Here is a 20,550-nt window from a genome sequence, read left to right on the forward strand (position 1 = left end):
GTTTTTTTGATAAAAAGAAACGCAGTCCGCAAATTCTTTTTATCACCTTTTACAATATACTACCCTGTCTGCCCGTGAGACAATATTGCCGTTCCTGCCCGCCTGCCGTTTCCTTTTCCCGGCGGAAAGTCAGAGTATCAACTCCCAATAGCCGACATCGAGCCACTCTCCAAATTTTTTTCCTATTTCACTGAAATGGGCAATTTTTCTGAAGCCCATTTTTTCATGAAGTCCCACGCTTTTTTCGTTCGGAAGCGTAATGCCCGCAACAATAGCGTGAATACCGGTTTGGGCGGTTTGATTTATCAATCCGGAAAGCAGCGCGCTGCCGATACCTTTGCCCTCGCAGTCCGTCTTCAGATAAACCGTATCTTCCGCTGAAAAACGGTACGCCGACCGTTCTTTCCATAAGTTGAGATAGGCGTATCCTGTAATCCCTTCCCGCTGTTCCCATACAAGCCAGGGATATTTTTCCGTAATACTTTTTATCCGCATTTTCATTTCTTCCTCGGAAACCGGAACTTCCTCAAAAGTAACCGGTGAGTTTTCAATATAATAATTATATATTTCGCACAATTCCCGGGCATCCTGTATTTGTACCGGCCGTATCATCCCTGTCTCCTTTTCAAAATAAAACAGGCCGCCGCAGAGCAGCGGACTATTTCGTTCTCCCATAGATCTGGTCTCGGGTTTAATACCATGGAACCTATACAAACTTTAGTTTGTATAGGTTTTTTATAAAAAACGCCGCAAAACCGGCGAGGTATTCGCAGGTCGCGGACGCTGCCGTTACATACCTTACAGAACCAGCCGCAGGCTGATTGAACCCCCGCCACGAATAAAAGTTTCTTTTATTGGAAATATGAATTATAATTTAAAGTGCGGGTATATGCAAATAAAGGAGAAACTGCGATGCGTATAGATAATGACTTTATTCAAACCTCGGTTATTCTGCAGACTATTACCGAGAAGATCGAAAAATTCTACCCTGAAGATATAGCCCTGTTTATCTGCTACGGTTCCTATGTTACCGGGGGATATGAAAAACAGTCTGATATAGATTTTTTCTTTGTGCCTAAAACCGAAAAAGGGTATGAACTCGGATTCCAGTTTATTATTGACGGCGTCGGCTATGATTTATGGCCCGTTTCATGGGAAAGGCTGGAACGGATAGCTGCCCTCGAGGAACAGACCATATCCATATTAATGGACGGAAAAATCCTTTTTGCCGCCGATGACAGCGATATAAAACGGGTTGAGGGAATAAAGGAAAAGACAAGGCAAAATCTGAAAAACAGGGAGCTTGTTCGGACCCGGGCAAAAGAAAGTATTGAAAAATCGAAGATCATTCATTTTGATTTACAGGAACGTGATACCGGGGCCGCCTTGCTCGGAATGCATATTGCCGAAAATCTGCTGTTTGCCCTGGCCATCATGAATGGGACTTATCCCAGAAAGGGGATAAAAAAGATCGAAGACGAACTGCCTCTGTTTCCTGAAAAACCCGCTGATTTTTTTGAAAAATATTCCCGCTTCAGCAGGGCCCGGGACGAAAACGAGGCAATTGAAATACTCCGTACAATGATAGCGGATACTGAAAGGATATGGGAAAAAGAATATTCGGGCATGGAATCAGCTCCCGATATTTCCTGGCTCGCGGGCTTTTATGAAGAATTCAAGTCGACATATAACAAACTGCTGTGTGCCTGCGAGGAAAAAATCTATGAAAAAGCTTTTTTCGCGGCCGCGATGATAGACGGCGAAACGGAAGCTTTTTTCGGCAGATATTTTGATAAGGGTACTTTTCCCGATTTGCTTCAGATAGTTATGGGCGGAGATTTTTCCGCCGCCGAAGCGGCGTGCAGAATCCACGAAAAAATACTGGTGGATTTTTTGCGTAAAAATAATATTCAGATTAATTCTTTTCAAACTATTGATGATTTCGTAAACGAATTCATGAAAACGAAAGAGACTGAAACATAGATAAAAAAGGACATTTAGTTATACAGTCTTTTGTATGCGGAAACCCTTCTGGTATTTTCCGCAAATACCGATTTCAGGAAATCTCAAAAGACCCGGTCGGTTTTTTGAGATTCCTCGAAGCCGGAATTTTAATTCATTGAACTGCAAAAATTAAAATTCCGGCTTCACGTTAAATCTAAGGAAGACTTCCAAAACTTCAGTTTTTGGAAGTCCCTTTTATTATGGAAGTGTTTCTGACGTAAAAAAAAATAGTTTTTTTTTACGTCAGAAACTTACATTAAAGGAGTATATAATGAAAAAAATCGACGTTATTCTGGAAAAATCCCTGCGATTCTCTCAAGCCGGATTTCCATTTTTATTTATGTTTTCCTTTTCGGATACCTTTTTATTTTTGCCCTTATCTGCGCTCTTGTTCCCTTTTTGCACAGTTATGCGCCGAGCAATATGACCCAGCTGATTATGGGCAATTATACAAATGTTCTGAGCGCGCTCGGAGCGTCAATTGCCGCGGGGACCGGGGCCGCGGTTCATACAAGCGTAAAAAAGCTCCACCAGAAACATGATACCCTTCAGCAGACTATACAGGCCCTGCATGAAAAAATAGAGAAACTGGAAAAGAAGAATATAAATCCTGCCGTCGGGCAGGATCAGTAATATAGTCAAATAATTTAAATTACTTGACTATTTCCGGTTGAAAGTGTTTCCGGTGTAATTAGTTAATTCTTTACACCAGAAACTTACATTAAAGAGTATAACCAAGGATAAGGCAATGAAAGTAAAAACTGTTTTCGGATTATGTGCGCTGTTTCTTTTTTTGTTTCCTGCCGGGCAGTCAATCCGGCGCTGAATGTTGCCGTACCTGTTCCCAACGCGGATATTCAGGCTGAGGGCCTGCCCGGATTGATGGAAAATGCCTCAATCGGATACCAGATATTTGTGCCTATTTTTGCCGATGGGGATTCCTCGAACGACGGAGCTTCAAGCGGCGATATTCAGGGAATAATAGATAATCTTGATTTTCTGAAAGATACCCTGCATATTTCGTGCCTGTGGCTGAATCCGGTCCAGAAGAGCAGCAGCTCGCTCTACGCAATTGATGACTTTTTTTCCATCAACAGTAATTTCGGGAATCTGAAAATTTATCATGAGCTTATTAAAGCGGCTCATGAGAGAGGCATATATGTCATTCTGGATCTTGTAATAAACCATACTTCAGACTTGAACAAATGGTTTACCGAGGCAGCCTCAAATAAAAATTCCCCTTACAGAAAACTGTACCGCTTTGCCGGTTCCGATGCGCAGGGCCGGTACTGGCAACCCAATCAGTTTGGTCCGGTTGATTCCAACAATACCTTTTCCGAATATTATTACGCCTACTTCGGACTGAACGTACCTGATCTGAATTATGATAATGAAGAAACGTTTCAGCTTATGATGGATATTGCAAAATACTGGATTTCCCTTGGCGTAGACGGTTTCCGTATAGACGCCGCCAAGCATGTTTTTACCGATCCTGATGAAGGCGAAAATCCGGCTGTGCAGAATCTGGAGTTTTTCAAACGCTTTTACCGCGAAATAAAACAGATCAGCCCCGGCTTTTTTCTGCTGTGCGAATTATGGGATGATAATCCCGATTATATAGCCCCCTATTATGAAGGCATGGATTCCAATTTCAATTTTATTATGCGGACAAAAATTATTGAGGCGGTAAACAGAAACACTTCTTCGCCCCTGAACAGTTTTTATTCTTATGGCGATGCGAAATTCAAAACCGTTAACCCTGATTATGTGGATTCCGTTTTTCTTTCCAATCATGATCTGCCCAGAATACTATCGCTTCTCGGAAATGATGAAAAAAAGGCAAAGCTGGCGGCAAATATCGTTTTTACCCTGCCCGGAATAACATGGATTTACAGCGGAGATGAGCTGGGCATGAGCGGTGAAAAAATATATGAGTTCCAGCCCTATAAATGGGGAAGGGGAAAACAAAAGTATCAGACCAAATATTTTAACGTACAATGGGACGCGTATAATACCGCTCTGAAAGACCATGCCGCCCAGCTCGCGGACAGGGATTCAATGCTCCAGCATTATTCATTCTGGACAAAACTGAAATCCGAAAACCATATTCTGTCACGGGGAAATTTTTCTGACGTTTATTTTAATAACAGTCTGTATGTTTTTAAAAGAGCGTATGAAGGTGAGACCTGGCTCGTGGCCCATAATCTCACGGACACCCCCCAGCCCTTTAATTATGATCTGAAAAACGCGGATTTTGTTTTCAGCACGGCCGGGTCCCGCAAAACCGATACATCCTGTACCGTTGCCGCGATGGATACAGTCATTATCCGGCTGGGTCCCGGTTCGGCCGGCGGCGGGAATACTCCTCCGCCCATGGGGATTACCGTTCATTTTTACGCTCCGGAAAACTGGACAGACCTCCGGACCTATACCTGGGGGACTGCCGGCGCTAAAGCCTCAAGTCCCTGGCCCGGCGATCCTATGGCGCCAGAAGGAAACAACTGGTACGGGTATACTATTCCGAATGCCCTTTCCACCAATATAATTTTCAATAACGGCGGCTCCGGAAAGGGAAACCAGACGGCTGATTTGTCCGTTTCTTCCGGTGAATGGTGGTACTATAATTCGGCGTGGTATTCATCCAATCCGCTTGAATAATATACGTCCGGGAATGTGAAACAGAGTTTTTACACAATGTAATGTGTAAAGCGGAACGGTTTTTACACAAACCTGTGTGTAAAACAGCGGAAGCGGGACAAACAGGTTTTAACGCCCCGCCATGAATAAAAAACTGTCTTTTTCCTGAATTATGATGTACAGTTATATAGTCAAATAATCCCGCATTATTTGACTATTTCCGATTATACGTGTTTCTGATATAAAAAATCAGTCAATTCTTTATATCAGAAACGCAACTTACATGAGTATAACTATGGAGGAGTGGTGTAATATGAAGAAAAAAATGACTGTTATTGTTGCCGTTATGTTTCTGTGTTTTGGCTCTGTTTTTGCCCTTGATCTTGATTTCACGCTGATTAATGGTACGGGAGTCGATATTTATGAAGTATATGTCTCTCCTGTTGAATCTGATGACTGGGGCGACGATATTCTTGAAGACGACATACTCTTCGATGAGGAAGATATGCTCATAACCTTCGGTGATCAGCATACTTCAAGGTACTGGGATATCTTGTGTATTGATGAAGACTACGATGAATATTATCTGGAAGAAATCGATCTGACAGAGGTTTCCCTGATTATTGTAGTCTGGGAAGACGGACCTGCGTTTTATTACGAATAATCCGCCTCCGTAACTGCGAAAAAGCGTCTTTCTTATTCTTTTTCCTATAACTATATTAATTGTCTCTCAATAGCGCCGGGCTTTTCAAAAGCCTGGCTTTGTTGTCGCATCCTGTCCTGGAATTGGCCGGAATATTTGGCAGATTTCCTGAACCCGCTATATAAGAATTCCCATGGAAATAACCAGTTTTGCTTTATTCGGTTATGAGGGTGAAATTGTAAAAGTTGAAACCGATCTGCGGCGGGGCATTCCCGCGATAGATATCGTCGGGCTTCCGGACGGAGCGGTCAAAGAGGCCCGGGAACGCATGCGCGCGGCAATTATAAATTCCGGGCTTGCTTTTCCCAGGGAACGGGTTTTAATCAATCTAAGTCCGGCAGACCTTAAAAAAGAAGGAAGTTCCTTTGATCTTCCCATAGCCCTGTCCGTTCTGAGCGCGGCGGAAGGTCCGGCGCTTCCCGCTGACAGGAGTGCAATTATGGTCCTTGGCGAACTTGAACTTTCCGGAAAAGTCCGGCCGGTGAAAGGCGTTCTTGCTGCGGTTACGCTGGGGGCGCGCCGCGGCATATCCCGGTATATTGTTCCGGCCGATAACGCGGCTGAGGCTTTTATATGCGGGGGCGTCCGGATCGCGGGCGTTAAAACGCTGGGAGAAGCTGTCGCTGCCATGAATGGGTTTTCCGGCCCGGACAATCTCCGGCAGAACGTGTACGAAAATTCTCCCGGAAAAAGAGAAAAAGATTTTTGCGTCAAATGGACAGATGCCGGACCTCATTTTTCCGGATTTGAGGAAATCAGAGGACAGGCGCAGCTTGTGCGGGCCCTCCAGATTGCGGCGGCAGGGGGGCACCATCTGCTTGCTTATGGGCCTCCCGGCAGCGGAAAAACACTCGCTATACAGCATTTTCCCCTGCTTCTTCCTGAGATGGACTATAAGACAGCTCTCGCTGTTACCAGAATCCACAGTATTGCCGGCACTCTGAGGCAGGAAACACTTTTTTCCGACGCAGACCAGGACTGCCTGCCCGGTAATATGCTGATTAAGATTCCTCCGTTTCGCCAGCCCCATCCCGGCGCCAGTCTGGAAGGAATGGTCGGAGGAGGAAAGGGGTGCGGCCCCGGAGAAATTTCGCTTGCCCACGGCGGCGTCCTTTTTCTCGATGAGGCTGTCCAGTTCAAGGCCTCGGTCCTTCAGGCGCTCCGGACTCCTGTTGAAACAGGTTTTGTAACGGTAAGCAGGGCAGGTAAATCCTGTTTATATCCGGCGGCTTTTCAGCTCATTATGGCCATTAATCCCTGCCCCTGCGGCAACTTTGCCGCTCCGGGGAGGGTCTGCATTTGCTCGCCTGATATAATACAGCGGTACTGGAAAAGGCTGACGGCCCCGCTTCTCGACCGGGTTGATCTCAGAATACAGGTTCCCGTTCCGCAGGCTGACAGTCTTGCGGGATTTCCGTCAGTATCAACGGATACATTGAGGGAAGGAATTGAACGCGCCCGCCGGCTTCAGTGGGAACGGAACCGGGCGGACAAAAATACTGAAAACGGTAACGGCTGGCTGAACGCTGCGTTTTCTCCCCATGAAATAGGCCGTTTTTGCCGGCTTCAGCCGGACGTACAGCTGTATTTTACTGAAAGGATAAAAAAGGAATGTTATTCCGGGAGGGGCAGTCATGGCATTCTTAAAGTAGCCAGAACCATTGCCGATATGGAAAAATCAGAAAAATAACCGAGATGCATTTAAATGAAGCCTTTTCGCTCAGGCAATGGGGACCTATGGCTCCTGATTTTCTGTAAGCGTTTTCTGCTTCTGTGCCTCAAGCAGGGGAAACAGCTGGTCCGTAAAATATGTATCGGAAATAGTCCTGCCTCCGGCAGTTTTTCCGATTTTTCTGTCCGGCCGGGCCATTCCATGAAAATCACTGCCTGCAGTAACACACATTCCGAGCGATTTCGCCAGTTTTTCGAGCCGTTCACATTCGGCCACTCTGGCGGCCGGATGCCAGGCCTCTATTCCGGCGAGTCCCTTATCCCTGAAATCGGCAATAATTCCTTCGAGCCGGCTCCAGGAAACATACAGAGAAAGAGGATGGGCCAGAACAGGTATTCCGCCCGCTCCGGTGATTGCTGAAATACCTTCTTCTAGTGAAATGCTCTTTCTGCTGAAGTAAAAAGGTCTGTCCTTGGCCAGAAAACGGTCAAATGCCGCCTGACGGGTTTTAACCACTTTTGCTTTTACAAGAAACTCGGCAAAATGTGGCCTTCCGACTGTTCCTCCCCCCGCGATTTCCTCAACCCGTTCAAGATCAACATCTATTCCGGCTTCCTGCATCCGCTTTACAATTTCGGTATTTCTGGCTTTCCGTTCATTATTCAGACGGTCGAGTATTTCCATGAAATCAGGTGAAATGGTTTGCAGGCCCAGACCAAGCAGATGGCACTCTCCCGGCTTCCAGTTTATATTGAGTTCAACTCCCGGTACAAAGGTCAGCCCGGTCCCTTCGGCGGCCTTTTTTGCTTCCTCGTTACCGGCAATAGTGTCATGATCAGTCAGGGCCAGAACGCTGATTCCCTGTTCAAGTGCATAACGGACCAGGTCACCGGGTGAATAGGATCCGTCCGAAGCGCTTGAATGTGTGTGTAAATCAATCATATAATAAGGATGATAGCAAAAAATAGACTAAATGCCAGTTTATATGGTATACTATATGGAATGCGGGAATTGAGAGGTAGTCATGCCGAAAGCGATTCAATATAAATCTAATTCTGTCATTTACTTTGCGGGCGATATAGATGACCGTGTATTCCTTTTGCAAAAGGGACACATAGCCCTGAATTCGACCGATGTTGAAACCGGTAAACAGATTACCGATTATATTAAAGAGGGTGAATTTTTCGGCGTAAAATCGGCGCTCGGCCACTTTCCCAGAGAGGAAAGTGTGCTGGTTATTGCGGACTCAATCTGTCTGGCCTTTTCCACCGCCGAATTTGAGGCGTTCGCCATGACAAATACCAGAATTATAATGAAAATGCTCAAGGTATTTTCAACCCAGCTCAGGCAAATTCACCACCAGATTGAATCCATTCTGCACAGCGAGGAACAGACTGATTGTGATGACGGAATGTTTTCGGTAGCGTCCTGCTTTTATAAATCACGCCAGTATCAGGCAGCTTCACAGGTTGCGGTCAGATATCTCCGGCTGTATCCCGGCGGCAAGCATGTTCAGGATATGAAGCAGATGGCCCAGATGAGTATCACACCGCAGCCGTCACAGCAGGCCCAGAAACCCTCCTTTTCCCCGTCGGATACCGGTCCATCTTCAGTTGATCCGAATCTGAGTATGACGCTTGCCCAGGGGCTTATCGGCCAGGGTAAATGGGACGAAGCCTATAAACAGTATCATTCAATCATTGAACTGGGAGATACCCCGCAGACTGCAAAAGCCTATGTGGGCGCGGGAAAATGTTTGTTTGAATTGAGGGAATATGCGCGCTGTATCCAGCTGTTAACACAGTTTGTCAGTAATTACCCCAAGTCGATTCTCCTGTCGGAGGCTCTTATGTATATGGGTAAGTGCTATCAGGAACTGGATCAGAATGACAAAGCAAAGGCCTTTTACACAAAGGCGCGCGCGCTGGCAACTCCCCAGCTTGCTCAGGAAATACAGAGCCTGCTGGAATCTGTCGGAGGTTAATTATGAGTGACGTTTTTGCGGCCTTTTCACGTTTTGCGAAAATTTTTCCGAAAGGTTCCGTCATTTTTTCTGAATATGAACCGGGTGACAGTTTTTATCTCATACAAAGCGGACGGGTCCAGCTCGTCAAGATTGTGAACGGATTTGAAAAAAATCTGGATATTCTTCAGCCTTCGGAAATATTCGGCGAAATGGCGATCCTTGAAAATTCTCCGCGTTCCGCGACCGCGATAGCTTATGATGATGTGAAAGCCCTTGAATTCAATAAAGCCAATTTTGAAGTGCTGATGATGGGCAATCCCGCCATTGCGATGAAGCTGTTAAAAACCTTTGTGAAACGTATTTTTGCGCAAAAAAGACGGTTAATGATTCTTACTATCCCCGACAAACAGGCAAGAGTCGGCGATGTTTTTCTCATGCTTGATGAAACCCAGCCGAATATTGACCGCTCAACTGAAATGCGTACGTTTAGCACAACAATGGATGAAGTCGCCCGCTGGGCAGGTTTGCCTCTGGAAAATGTGCAGGATGAAATAAACCGCTTTGTCGATATGGGAAGAATCATTGTTTACGAAAACAGGATTATCGTAAAAAATATTACCGACATGCAGCGTTTTGTTAATACGCGCCGCAATAAAAATATGTAACCGGTGTATAATTGACCCCGTCCCTTCTTTCTGATACTATTGCGATACAGTAAATACTGCCAAGATAGCTCAGACGGCAGAGCAGCACACTCGTAATGTGCAGGTCAAGGGTTCGATTCCCTTTCTTGGCTGAAATATAAATCACTACGTTGTAACGATTTATACTAAAAACTACCCGACAGCGGGCGTTCTAATTTTATGTGTTAGATAAAATTGTGACATAAAACTGTGATATTTCCAGGTTTAATTCACAATAATACAGGATTAGAACATGAAAACATCATCTCTTCCTTTTTCCATTACAAAGCCTTCAGACCGGTCTTATTATTATGTAGCTTTTAAGAATGAAAAAACCGGACGCTATTCAACAAAAATCAGTACAAGGCAGAAAGTAAAATCAGAGGCGGTAAAAACAGCCTATGACTGGTATGTGAATGGAATCCCCCAAAAAGATAAGACGATTAATATTGAAAAAATGACTGTTTTTGAATCTGTCAAAAATACAGATTTTTCTTCTGACGATGCTGAAAGTTTGATTAAAATTCTTAAAAAGAAAGGTCTTATAAAATCAGCAGTTATTACCGGTTCAAAGCAGGATATTGAACTGGAACAGTTTATGCTTGATTTCTGGACATTTGATAAATCACCATACGTCAAGGAAAAGCTGAGAAAAAACCATTCTATTCACCGGCGGTATGTTGCAAGGCAGTATGGAGCTGTAAAAAATTACTGGGTGCCTCATTTCAGGGGATATTTGCTTGGAAGCCTAACAAAAACCTCTATTAATGAATTTATGGCAGGTTTTGAAGAATCTGACTTATCGGCTTCCGGTAAAAACGGGATTATCAGGGCCGGAACCATAGCTCTGAAATGGGCTTATGAAAAAGAACTGATTGAACATGATATAACCAACGGCTTAACATGGTTTGCCGGAATGAGTCAGGAACGGAATATTCTGACGCCGGAAATTGCCAGAGCTGTTTTTTCTATGCAGTGGCATGATGAACGGGCAAAACTGGCCAATATGCTGGCAATGGTTACCGGTTTACGGGCCGGAGAAATACAGGGCTTGAGGATCAGGGATATGCGGGCTGACTGTCTGAATGTTCAGCATTCATGGAACCTGGCGGATGGATTAAAAGTAACAAAAAACAAGGAACATAGGATAGTTGAACTGCCTTTCCCCAGTATAATGCAAGGACTTGTGCAGCTTGCAGAACTTAATCCGTGGAATGAAGGAATTGACGGGTATATCTTTTTTTCACCGAAAAAGGCACATAAGCCTATTGAGGCGACAATGTGGCTGAAGGCCCTGCGGCAGGCATTACAGGCAATAGGCATGAGTGAAACGGAAGCAAAGCAGATAGATTTTCATAGCTGGCGGCATTATTTTACTACCTACATGAGAGAAAAAGTGAACGAAAAAGTTTTAAGAGGACAGACCGGACACAAGACTGTTCCCATGCTGGAACATTATTCAGATCACAGACTGCCGGGAGACAAAAACCAGTTACAGCAGGCCCAGATTGAAGCATTCGGGATATTGTGCCTCCCTATTAATACGAACCGGAAATTCTGTCACCCGGAAATTCTTGACTATTCTTCAAAACCATATTTAAATATAAAAACAGGGGCTGTATAGGCCGGGACTAATTACCCCGGCTGAAAAGCGATTTCCGAACGCCTGACAGCAACCCTTTATTTTTTTTCGGAAAAACACTATCGGAGGTGTTTAAAAATGATTTATTTTGAATCAATAATTTCAAAAAGAAATATTTCCGCCTTAGATTATTGTAAAGAGCTTTTAGAAAATCCGGTAATAACTCTTACTGATAAAATAACAAAAATGAAAAGAGTTCTAAAAGATGTAACAATGCTACAAATGCATCTTACGACATTTATCTTAATTAATACTACTGGTTTCTTTTCACTTGATTTGCCTTTATTCAGACTCAGTACACTACAATTAATAGTCGGGAGAAATGATCTTTCTTCGCTGTTAAATGAAATAGAAAGTAATTCCAATCGAATAAAGCAAATTGAGGATTATTGGCATATTTGTTGTGATTCTGTAATCTTTTTCATAGAAAGATATCAAGATTCTCGTATTGTAAATGAGGATTATGTTCCAAACATTCTTGAGCGAGAGAAGAAAATCGTTTTTACTGAACGCGATAATTTTTTAATGAAGAGGAGCAAGTCGAGGATTTGGAAAGAATTAAAAAGAGCAGAACGAAATTCATGAAATGTATAAGCTTCATCATTTTGTTTTTAAAGAAATTAAAAAAATGCAAACTGAAGGCTTGCTTGATGAAATCTTAATTCATAGTTCTCCGTATTTACCAAAGTATGTTTCTGATGAAGGAGAAGAATTAAAAAAAGTTGTTCAGTATGCGAATTTGGTTAAAAATTCTCTTGAAGAAAATATAGGGGAACTTGAAAATCAACAAAATGAAAAAAAACTATTAGCACGGTTACCTACATGGAAAAATTTGCTGAACGAAAAATGTTATAAAGCCATGATAAAGGCAATCGAAAAAGGATTTATTGAAGAAATAGAAAATGAGAAAATAGATTTTCAATGTAGCCAAACGGGTATTTCATATTTTTTTAAAACAGGTGAATATACGAAATGGAGACATATCTCTGAAAATGTAACAAGTAAAGGTAATGCGCTGTATTATCCAACTCTCCGTAATGACTATAGCAAAGTTAGTGGTGACAATATGAAAAAAATAGACCTATTTTATGAAGATTAACTGATGTTTGAAAAAAATATATAATTACATCTGGACAAGAATAAATTTCAACAAAAATTCCAACCTTTATTTACTAAATGTATGAATACTCCTCCAAAAGAAGGATATACACTTTCAACTATGCACTCCGTTATATAAACGGTTTGTAACAATTTTTTGGAAGTAGGGAGGAAAGATTATGATCCAAGAAAAATTAAGTGGAGATAACCTTCTCACACGAAAACAGGCGGCAGGTTACTTGCAAGTCTGTTTAACCACCTTTGACAGATTGTCTGTACCGAAAATCCGGTTCGGACGCTGTGTCCGTTTCCGTAAAACAGATTTACAGGCATTTATTGATTCTCAAATTGAAGGTAATAAACCTTTAAATAACGGGGGCAATAAATGAAACCAGTATTAAGCGCCCAGATAACCAAAAGATTATCTGAAAAAACTTCTGAAATTAAGTACGGAACCGTATCGGTCATTCTTACTATCCATTGTGGACGGATAACGGCTATTACCTATTCGGCTACTGAAAATACAAGAGAGGTGAATTTGCATGACTAATGATATCATTTTTGCAGATGTTCACCTGAAATATGAGCATAGGGCAGGTACACGGCAAATACACCGCTTGGTATGTATGGAAGGTGAAAATCCCCCTGAAGAACTTATCCAGAAAAACAGCAATAACCCTGAAGGGTTTATATATGTTGCAAAAAAAGGGATAAAGGCTGATCTTGCCTTGAGCGGGAATAAAATGCCGGGCAGACAGAGTAACCATATTACTGATCTGCATCCTATCCCCGGTGAGAACGGATTCTATTACGGTAATTGTAATCCTGTGCCGGAAAAAAACGGACTGCCAAAAAGGGACAATAAGGGAAAACCCGTACATTTTCAGGACGCAATAATAGCCAAATATGAAAATGGAATCCTTGATATATGGGTTTACAAAGGGTTTGGAATTATGGATAGGACTCTGAGCGAAACCTATAAAACAAAAGGCATCCGGCTTGCATTATCTGATAATAATGTACATTTGGATGCAAAAAATGATACCGGTTTTACAGGGGGGCGCCATGATTGATTTGATTAGCTGTGTAATTCCTGATGGCAGAATCCCTGTAAATCTTGAAAATGAGCATATAATCCCGAAAGGAAGCTGTGAAATAATACAGGGAAATATTAAAAACCTGAAAATAAGAAAGCTGCCGGACAATACTATTTTCTTGACCGGCAGCCTCCCTAAGTATTTATGTGGTCAGAACGCCGTACCATTGAGCCGGACAGGCATCTCTGAAGCCATAGATACTTTAGAGCATGATACCGGATTTGACTTACACAAGTCTACCCTTGTACAGTTTGAAATTGGTAATACATTTCCGGTTACACATCCCGTAAATGATTATCTAACAACTTTTGGATATGTTACACGTTTTTGCCGTCATGCCATAGGACGGAATAAACTCGAAACCGTTGATTACCGGACAAAATCAAGGACTTTCAAGGCGTATGATAAACGTTCTGAAATGTTGCATAGGAAACAGCCTATTCCTTCAGTGTTCGGTAAGTCTCACATGATACGCCTTGAACTAAAATATGCCAGAGGCGTGAAAAGAATATTTAACAGGCCATTAACGCCTTATGACCTGGTTTCAACTGATATTTATTGCCGGTTAATACGGCTCTGGCAGGGTTTTTATTTCAGGATTCCAAAAGGGATATATGCGGGGTTTAATTTATACGATATTGGGAAAGTGAGTGATTTGAAAAAAGAGCTATCACGATACGCTCTGGAAAAGAGCGGCACTGATGCTGTTTTCAGTGTTATTACCTTACTACAGGATATCGGTGTTTTTTCCAAATCTGACACAACCCGTTCGCGGCTCTATATCCGGGGCTTAATAATGGACAGCCTGCCTGATGATTTAACGGCGGAACTGGATAATCTGGTCAGATATTCTGTGATAAATTGTCATTAAGTAAAAAGGGCCGGATAATACCGGCCCTTCTTTGTTATAGTAATTCGAGTAAATTTGCAATTTCATCTTTTATCTGCTGTTTTGTCTTGGTTTCTGATTCCTGGAAAAATAGTTTTGGACTTACTTCAAGGGCGTTTGCTATTTTTATGATAGTTAATACAGAAGGCTGCTTCTTTCCGGCTTCTATGCTGGCAAGGAAACTTTGTGAAAGGTTTGCTCTGTTTGACAGTTCCATTTGTGACATTCCCTTTTCGCCCCGGAGCTTCCTTATCCGGTCTATCACAAATAGTAATTGTTTTTTTTCTTCCATAGAAAAAGAATAAGTGTCTATAGAGCTTGACTCAATGTTCTATGGCGATATAATATTGTCTATAGAGGGGCGTTTTTCATTAAATAGATCAAAATGGAGTGACAAATGAAAAGAAATTTATTTGTTGTATTAGGATTTATTTTGATGTTATCTGGTTGTGAAATGCTGGGTAAAACTGAATATTCCGTAAGTTATAGTGTCTTTTGCTCTGGAGGAGAAGTTGAATCTATCAGATATCGTGATAAAGATAAGATAGAGAAGATAGTTTATAACCCCCGTGAAACAGTTGATTATTATTGGCGTGAATCTTTTTATGTGGAAGCACCCTTTGTTCCAGAAATACATGTTAAATTCAGATCAGATTCTATATATGGTTTTTGTCTTGTTTATTTATCGGCAAGAGAGTACGGAGAAGAAGATTACTTATATGACTTAGAAGAAAGAATAGACAACCTCCCAGACGGAAAAGTCGGCAATGTCCATATTTATGGTGACCCTTTGAATTAAAACTTTGGGTCAATTATATATGTAGTTTCCTAATTTATTTAAGGAGTAACAGAACAATGAGACGATTTATTTTTTTTTGCATTTTTTCATTAGTCTTACTTCCGGTGATAGGCCAGGATGCAGATAGTTCTTTATGGAATATATCAATCATGCTTGATGATAATCTTTTTAAGAATTTTGATCTTATTAAAGAAGAGTCAGTAAATCTTACCGATTCCCAACGGCATGTTTTATATAATACCTATAAGAAATCAACAGGATGGTATTTTGTTGGTAATTTTTTTCTAGGTGCCGGGCTGGGTTCCTTTTTTCAAGGAGACATTACAGGCGGTCTTATTGGGTTGATTGGGGAACTTGCAGGAGCGACAACATTTTATTTTGGATATATTGACAGGAATACTTATTATTCAGTTGGATCAGTTGGTTGGTCTAATGCTTCGATGACTACAAAAGGGGTGATACTTGCATCCGTAGGGTTGGTAACTTTAGTTGGAATCAGAATCTTTGAATGTATAAGACCTTTCAGATTTGCAAAATCCTATAATAATAAGTTAAAAGATTCTTTGGGATATTCTGGATATTCAATGGCGTATAACATTTCTCCCCGTATGAATTTTGAAACAGGTGCCTCCGAAGTATGTTTTTCTTTGCAATTTAAATACTAAAAATAATGTCAAATAGAGTCTCATTTACATGAGTTTTTAGCATTTTTTTGTATAGGGGTATTGACATCCTTTAGGTGAGCTATCTGTATAGTAAAATAAAGTATATCTTATGTCATTATAATATATAGAAAGCGTATTTCTGCAATTTAGATTGACAATCAATAAACTGGAGGCCGTCTATATCTATGAATGATTTTGAATTATCTGAAAATCTTAAAAAATAATAGTCAAACGGACTTTAAACGTAAAGGGGATAGTATATGGGAAATAACAAAGAAATAAGACAAAGAATGGAGACTTATAGAAATATTCTTCTTGTCTTAAATTGGATCGGTGCAGTCGGCCTACTTATTTGGGGTATTGTATTGGCTACTTCTCGGGATACACGAGGCACAGGAATTGGTGTAATCATCGGTTCAATTATTATTGGAATAATAGGGCATTTTTTGATTAATGTAGCTCTAGTAGTTCCTTTTATTCTTCTCAATAACGGAGATATTCTTGAATCGTTAACCTGTCCTGATTTATCCGTTACCGGGAGGCGCATACACCCGAACCCGAGCAATGACAGGTCTTCTTTGATAGATTTAAAAGGTAATAAAGGAAGTTCCTCAGGATCAAATTCTAGCAATACTGCATCTGTAAATTCAAACCCAAACATTGTGAATTATGGTGATTATTGGCTATGTAAAAAATGTGATGAAAGAAATCCAAATACAGCGCCAACGTGTAAAGGTTGTGGTGCATATAAATAATAACCACAAAAGCAAGAATTAGTTCGTTCAATTGTGACATTAAATTGTGAGAAACCCTGATATGCTACGGTAACTTTTAATGTTTTTGAATATTTCATAATCTACTTTACAGCACTACATTATATGAATATAATATGCTCATATAACACATAATACGGCTAAATCTTCCTGTATTTATTACACTCGTAATGTGCAGGTCAAGGGTTCGATTCCCTTTCTTGGCTGCTCAACAGGAACCATCTCTTTAGAGATGGTTCTTTTTTTTCGTGCTGAAGGGGAATCGAAACGGAGCGGGCGCCGAACGGATGTGAGGAAAAGCGCCCATGGATGGGCGCGTCAGCCCGAGGAGGCGGCCTGGAGAGAGGGAACAGGAAAGTTCCCGAACGTAAGGCGATTCCCTTTCTTGGCTGCTCAACAGGAACCATCTCTTTAGAGATGGTTCTTTTTTTTCGTGCTGAAGGGGAATCGAAACGGAGCGGGCGCCGAACGGATGTGGTTCCGGTCCGGTTTTCAGGGCAGACCTATATCAGAATTTATATTCCAGTATATTTTTAAAATCGGCATTGTAGCAATAATACACCTTGTTTTCTTTTTGTGAATATACCATTGAAAATTCCGTTTTCCATTCTTCTTCCTGCTTTACTCTTTCAAGTATCCTTAATGCGCTGTTTACATCCGGACTCTTTTCTTTTTGCAGTAATTTTTCTGTTTCGGAGTATCTGCAGCAGGAATTATCTGTTCTGTTATCAATAAGGGAAAAGTTTGTCATTATAAAATACGGTGATTCATTAAACGGACTATATATATTCCCCCGCCCGGGTTCAATTACATACGCATTTCCATTTTTATCAGTGATCATGCAGTGGACGCTGATATTTGGAACATTCACAATTTCAACGCTTTCAATATACCTGCCCAAATCATTCATACCTCCCATATTTCCGGTAAGTATATTTTGAACAAGCTTTACGGCGTTAACAGTATTTTTTCCCCTTTTATACAAACCTTTCCCGTTCGAATCAACTAATAGGGAATTTATAAATGTGCCATTGCTGTTCACGCCAAAGGACGGATAGTTTCTGCCGTTATTTTCATCTTTTATACAAACCATAAAAATTTGCGGATTTTTCAGGTTTAAACTAAATATCATGCCGTTGTTATCAAAATTCATCGCTGTTATTATGTCATTTCTTCTGTCAATAAAACTGGTGCACATGTTTTTTCCTGTACAAATATTGTTATCAGTTATTTCAGCATTACGATCAATCCGTCCCTAATTTTTATTTTGCCGGACAAAGTAATGCGCCATGCTCGCAGTAGAGAATTATTTAAACGGGGTACCGCAGAATGCACATTCCGGACCGCCGGTTTCAACCGGGGCTCCGCAAGCCCTGCATGAGGCCGTTTGAGATGTACTGTTCTCAGGAAACATTTCCTTGCGAAGTACCAGAAGATTATTTTTTTCATCAATATATGCCCCGGGAAAATATTGATCCCGGATTAAATTGTTGAGATTTGACTTTACGGATTTTTCCGATGATTTCGTTTCCTCCGCCAATTGGGAAATTGAATATGTCTGATTGCCAGAGAAGATTTCATAATACGTTTTAAAGGTTTTGATAAAAATGTCTTCTCCACATCCTGCCCCAAACAAAAAAATACCCACAACTAATAGTAATATTCCGACCCAGACCGCCAAAAGGACTCCCCCGGAAACCATAAGTATTACGCCTATTATTTTTCTTCTTCTGCCTATTTTCTTTTTCGTTTCAATGAGTATTTTTGTTTCTTCGTTAAATTCCATAACTAAATATCCCTCTCTTTGCCGCTTTTGATTCCGCAACTTTTTGGTTTATCAATAACTGTATTTCATATATAAGACTGTCAATTTTTGATTCCTCTCCATCTCCCGCCCCGGCAAAAACCTGTTCAAGTTCAGTACATTTACCCGCAATTTTACCGTCATTTGTTATCGGCAGCGTGCTGTCGGTATACAGTATCGATTCATACAGTTTTTCAAGCCGGGGCTTGTAAGCCGTATTTTTTTCATTATTTTTTAGGAATGCTATTCTGTCAGCAAGCGACTGCATTTCCGATACTGTATTCAAGACTTTTTCATTCCTTGCCGCCGTATTTAAACCTGCCGTGAGGATAATCAAAAACAGAATTCCTGCGATCGCTATTATTACTGCCTGCAGTATAATAAAAAGACGGATACTGTCTCTGAATAATAACTGGAACAGGATTGAAATGAAAATAGAAGCCGCCGCGTATAATAGAAGTACGGATATCCCTCCAGAACGAAGCATTATCCCACCGGATGAAGTCGCCGCCCTGTCCAATACAATAATTCCGCATGTACAAACGGCTTCGGCAAGCAGTATAAACGAAAGTCCTAGCCAGTTAATGAGCGTTCTTTCATAAGCAGGTACTAAAAAGAAGATCAGCAGTGTTAGCAAGACACAGATACTACCGATAATTGCTGTAATATTTGTACGTTTTATCATACTGATACCTCTGGTTTTGTATTATGTAAGTTTTTGTCCGCATTCGGGACAGAATTTGGGACTGCCTGTAATGGATATATCGCAGGCAGGACATTTTTTTTCCATTGTTGTTCCGCACTCGGGACAGAATTTTGTTTTTGAATTTTCAGAAATATGTCCGCATTTCTGGCAGGGTTCGGACATTTCAGCCCCGCAGGAAGTACATTTTTTTGTCCCCTCATTTAAATCCGCTCCGCATTTCGGGCAGGGGTTATATTTATCGCCGCATTCGGGACAGAATTTTACATCCGGCTTGTATGCAAAACTGCATTTGCTGCATGTGATTTTGGTGTTGCGCTGTGTATGCATTTCCTTCAGTTTATGTCCGCACGTAAAGCAAAAAAGAGAATCCTGATTAACGCTGGTATGGCATTTTGGACACAGCGTAGTCCCTGTTGTCTGTACAACTTTTCCCACATCCTGCATCATCATCCCGAAACTTCTTCCCGCGGCTGCGCCCATACCCAAGCCAATCCCCGCGCCCATAAATCCGGATCCAAACGAACCCTGGTTTTTTGCCGCACCTTCCAGGGAATCAAAAGAGCGTTCCTGCTGGTAATTGTATCCGATGATATCCATTTCTGCCCGTTTAGCCAGTGCTTTTTTCAGAGTTTTAACTGCCTCATCATCTTCAGGTACATTTATATCATTAACATAGAAGTTGACCACTTGTATGCCATATTCTGCAAAGAAAGGTTCAATTTTCTGTTTTATATAATTGGATAATTCAACCAGATATGCATTGATTTCCAGAATAGAAACATTTTTATGTACCAGATAGCCGGAAATGCTGTCTTTTACCTTCGTGATATATAGACCCCTGAAATGGTTTACGATATCCTGTTGTTTAAAGGCCGGCATGGTCCCGACAAGTTTTACCATGAACTGCTTTGAGTTTTCAATTCTGATACCGAAATGACCGAATGACCGGACCGGTACCATGACCTTGTATTTGGGATCCTGAATCTGAATGGGAGTTGGCGTTCCCCATTTTATATCGAGAACATTGAGTTTATTGATATACCAGATTTCAGCTGTAAAAGGTGATTTTCCCCCGAAAGGGAGATTGATGATCTTGTTAAGCAGGGGAAGATTGGCGGTGTCCAGAGTGTGCCGACCGGGACCGAAAACATCGAGAGCTCTGCCTCCCTTGAAAAAAACAGCTTCCTGTGATTCATTTACAATTAGTTGGGTCCATGTTCCCAGATCTACACTCGGGTATTTCCAGACAAATGTATCCGCCGGACCATTATACTTTACAACATCTACTATTGCCATGATATTTCTGCCTTAAACCTTAATAAATTTGGATACTACTGCGATAAATGTTTGAACATGCGTAACTTTTCAAAATTATAGCATGAAAATCAAAAATAGTAAAAAAATTACATTAC

At 41.4% G+C, this 20,550-nt stretch carries 24 protein-coding genes and 1 tRNA gene; 18 read left to right on the forward strand and 7 right to left on the reverse strand.

The genetic code is table 11. The features are described from left to right. Positions 1–129: 129 nt before the first annotated feature. On the reverse strand, positions 130–675 hold the full coding sequence (locus tag K7I13_RS11855; RefSeq protein WP_255945938.1) for a GNAT family N-acetyltransferase: 546 nt from the start codon (positions 673–675) through the stop codon (positions 130–132). 237 nt (positions 676–912) lie between these two features. Here K7I13_RS11855 and K7I13_RS11860 point away from each other — a divergent pair, with 237 nt between their 5' ends. The 5 genes from K7I13_RS11860 to K7I13_RS11880 all read left to right on the forward strand — a co-directional run bounded on the left by K7I13_RS11860 (position 913) and on the right by K7I13_RS11880 (position 7,034). Further along, a complete protein-coding gene (locus tag K7I13_RS11860) occupies positions 913–1,983 on the forward strand; it encodes a nucleotidyltransferase domain-containing protein (protein ID WP_255945940.1) in 1,071 nt (356 codons plus the stop codon). Positions 1,984–2,427: 444 nt separating this feature from the next. Then, positions 2,428–2,637, forward strand: coding sequence for a hypothetical protein (locus K7I13_RS11865; protein WP_255945942.1), 210 nt, complete (start codon positions 2,428–2,430; stop codon positions 2,635–2,637). A 141-nt stretch (positions 2,638–2,778) separates the two neighbouring features. Further along, the gene (locus K7I13_RS11870) at positions 2,779–4,662 is read left to right on the forward strand and encodes an alpha-amylase family glycosyl hydrolase (RefSeq protein WP_255945944.1); all 1,884 of its coding nucleotides are present in this window, start codon (positions 2,779–2,781) and stop codon (positions 4,660–4,662) included. Positions 4,663–4,954: 292 nt separating this feature from the next. Next, positions 4,955–5,305, forward strand: coding sequence for a hypothetical protein (locus K7I13_RS11875; protein ID WP_255945946.1), 351 nt, complete (start codon positions 4,955–4,957; stop codon positions 5,303–5,305). Positions 5,306–5,477: 172 nt separating this feature from the next. After that, entirely contained in the window at positions 5,478–7,034 is a 1,557-nt protein-coding gene (locus K7I13_RS11880) for a YifB family Mg chelatase-like AAA ATPase (protein ID WP_255945948.1), read from the forward strand. Positions 7,035–7,079: 45 nt separating this feature from the next. Here the strand turns inward: K7I13_RS11880 and K7I13_RS11885 are convergent, their stop codons facing one another. Next, complete coding sequence (locus K7I13_RS11885) at positions 7,080–7,958, reverse strand: PHP domain-containing protein (RefSeq protein WP_255945950.1); 879 nt, start codon at positions 7,956–7,958, stop codon at positions 7,080–7,082. An 82-nt stretch (positions 7,959–8,040) separates the two neighbouring features. Between K7I13_RS11885 and K7I13_RS11890 the strand changes: the two genes are divergently transcribed. The 10 genes from K7I13_RS11890 (at position 8,041) to K7I13_RS11935 (ending at position 14,373) form a co-directional block, all read left to right on the forward strand. After that, complete coding sequence (locus tag K7I13_RS11890) at positions 8,041–9,000, forward strand: cyclic nucleotide-binding domain-containing protein (protein WP_255945952.1); 960 nt, start codon at positions 8,041–8,043, stop codon at positions 8,998–9,000. 2 nt (positions 9,001–9,002) lie between these two features. Next, positions 9,003–9,647, forward strand: a complete 645-nt coding sequence (locus K7I13_RS11895; protein ID WP_255945954.1) for a Crp/Fnr family transcriptional regulator — start codon at positions 9,003–9,005, stop codon at positions 9,645–9,647. 58 nt (positions 9,648–9,705) lie between these two features. Further along, positions 9,706–9,778 (forward strand) — tRNA-Thr (locus K7I13_RS11900). Between the two features lie 140 nt (positions 9,779–9,918). Then, entirely contained in the window at positions 9,919–11,289 is a 1,371-nt protein-coding gene (locus tag K7I13_RS11905; RefSeq protein ID WP_255945956.1) for a tyrosine-type recombinase/integrase, read from the forward strand. A 96-nt stretch (positions 11,290–11,385) separates the two neighbouring features. Then, a complete protein-coding gene (locus K7I13_RS11910) occupies positions 11,386–11,892 on the forward strand; it encodes a hypothetical protein (RefSeq protein ID WP_255945958.1) in 507 nt (168 codons plus the stop codon). Between the two features lies 1 nt (position 11,893). After that, the gene (locus K7I13_RS11915) at positions 11,894–12,406 is read left to right on the forward strand and encodes a hypothetical protein (RefSeq protein ID WP_255945960.1); all 513 of its coding nucleotides are present in this window, start codon (positions 11,894–11,896) and stop codon (positions 12,404–12,406) included. A 178-nt stretch (positions 12,407–12,584) separates the two neighbouring features. Continuing rightward, the gene (locus tag K7I13_RS11920) at positions 12,585–12,794 is read left to right on the forward strand and encodes a helix-turn-helix transcriptional regulator (protein WP_255945962.1); all 210 of its coding nucleotides are present in this window, start codon (positions 12,585–12,587) and stop codon (positions 12,792–12,794) included. Beyond that, a complete protein-coding gene (locus K7I13_RS11925; protein ID WP_255945964.1) occupies positions 12,791–12,955 on the forward strand; it encodes a hypothetical protein in 165 nt (54 codons plus the stop codon). Before K7I13_RS11920 ends, K7I13_RS11925 begins: the two co-directional genes overlap by 4 nt. Then, positions 12,948–13,478, forward strand: coding sequence for a hypothetical protein (locus tag K7I13_RS11930; protein WP_255945966.1), 531 nt, complete (start codon positions 12,948–12,950; stop codon positions 13,476–13,478). Before K7I13_RS11925 ends, K7I13_RS11930 begins: the two co-directional genes overlap by 8 nt. Continuing rightward, on the forward strand, positions 13,471–14,373 hold the full coding sequence (locus K7I13_RS11935) for a hypothetical protein (protein WP_255945968.1): 903 nt from the start codon (positions 13,471–13,473) through the stop codon (positions 14,371–14,373). Before K7I13_RS11930 ends, K7I13_RS11935 begins: the two co-directional genes overlap by 8 nt. Before the next feature lie 34 nt (positions 14,374–14,407). On the opposite strand, the gene K7I13_RS11940 is transcribed toward K7I13_RS11935, so the two are convergent. Beyond that, positions 14,408–14,683 carry a helix-turn-helix domain-containing protein gene (locus tag K7I13_RS11940; protein WP_255945970.1) on the reverse strand — a complete coding sequence of 92 codons (276 nt, stop codon included), beginning with the start codon at positions 14,681–14,683 and terminating at the stop codon, positions 14,408–14,410. 105 nt (positions 14,684–14,788) lie between these two features. On the opposite strand from K7I13_RS11940, the gene K7I13_RS11945 reads away from it, so the two are divergent. From K7I13_RS11945 to K7I13_RS11955, 3 genes are all read left to right on the forward strand, one after another. After that, positions 14,789–15,190 carry a hypothetical protein gene (locus K7I13_RS11945; RefSeq protein ID WP_255945972.1) on the forward strand — a complete coding sequence of 134 codons (402 nt, stop codon included), beginning with the start codon at positions 14,789–14,791 and terminating at the stop codon, positions 15,188–15,190. Positions 15,191–15,246: 56 nt separating this feature from the next. Then, positions 15,247–15,855 carry a P13 family porin gene (locus tag K7I13_RS11950; RefSeq protein WP_255945974.1) on the forward strand — a complete coding sequence of 203 codons (609 nt, stop codon included), beginning with the start codon at positions 15,247–15,249 and terminating at the stop codon, positions 15,853–15,855. Positions 15,856–16,115: 260 nt separating this feature from the next. Continuing rightward, complete coding sequence (locus K7I13_RS11955) at positions 16,116–16,610, forward strand: hypothetical protein (RefSeq protein WP_255945976.1); 495 nt, start codon at positions 16,116–16,118, stop codon at positions 16,608–16,610. Between the two features lie 526 nt (positions 16,611–17,136). Here the strand turns inward: K7I13_RS11955 and K7I13_RS11960 are convergent. The 4 genes from K7I13_RS11960 to K7I13_RS11975 form a co-directional block, all read right to left on the reverse strand. After that, positions 17,137–17,826: a C45 family peptidase gene (locus tag K7I13_RS11960; protein ID WP_255945978.1), complete on the reverse strand. Its 690-nt coding sequence runs from the start codon at positions 17,824–17,826 to the stop codon at positions 17,137–17,139. A 108-nt stretch (positions 17,827–17,934) separates the two neighbouring features. After that, positions 17,935–18,414 (reverse strand): PCI domain-containing protein, encoded by a 480-nt coding sequence (locus K7I13_RS11965; RefSeq protein ID WP_255945980.1) that lies wholly within the window; start codon positions 18,412–18,414, stop codon positions 17,935–17,937. Next, a complete protein-coding gene (locus K7I13_RS11970; protein WP_255945982.1) occupies positions 18,404–19,117 on the reverse strand; it encodes a hypothetical protein in 714 nt (237 codons plus the stop codon). The genes K7I13_RS11965 and K7I13_RS11970 overlap by 11 nt, the downstream gene beginning before the upstream one ends. A gap of 21 nt (positions 19,118–19,138) precedes the next feature. After that, positions 19,139–20,434 (reverse strand): SPFH domain-containing protein, encoded by a 1,296-nt coding sequence (locus K7I13_RS11975; RefSeq protein ID WP_255945984.1) that lies wholly within the window; start codon positions 20,432–20,434, stop codon positions 19,139–19,141. Positions 20,435–20,550: the final 116 nt, after the last annotated feature.

This window comes from Brucepastera parasyntrophica (assembly GCF_022376835.1).
GTDB classification, from domain to species: Bacteria; Spirochaetota; Spirochaetia; order Treponematales; family Treponemataceae; genus Brucepastera; species Brucepastera parasyntrophica.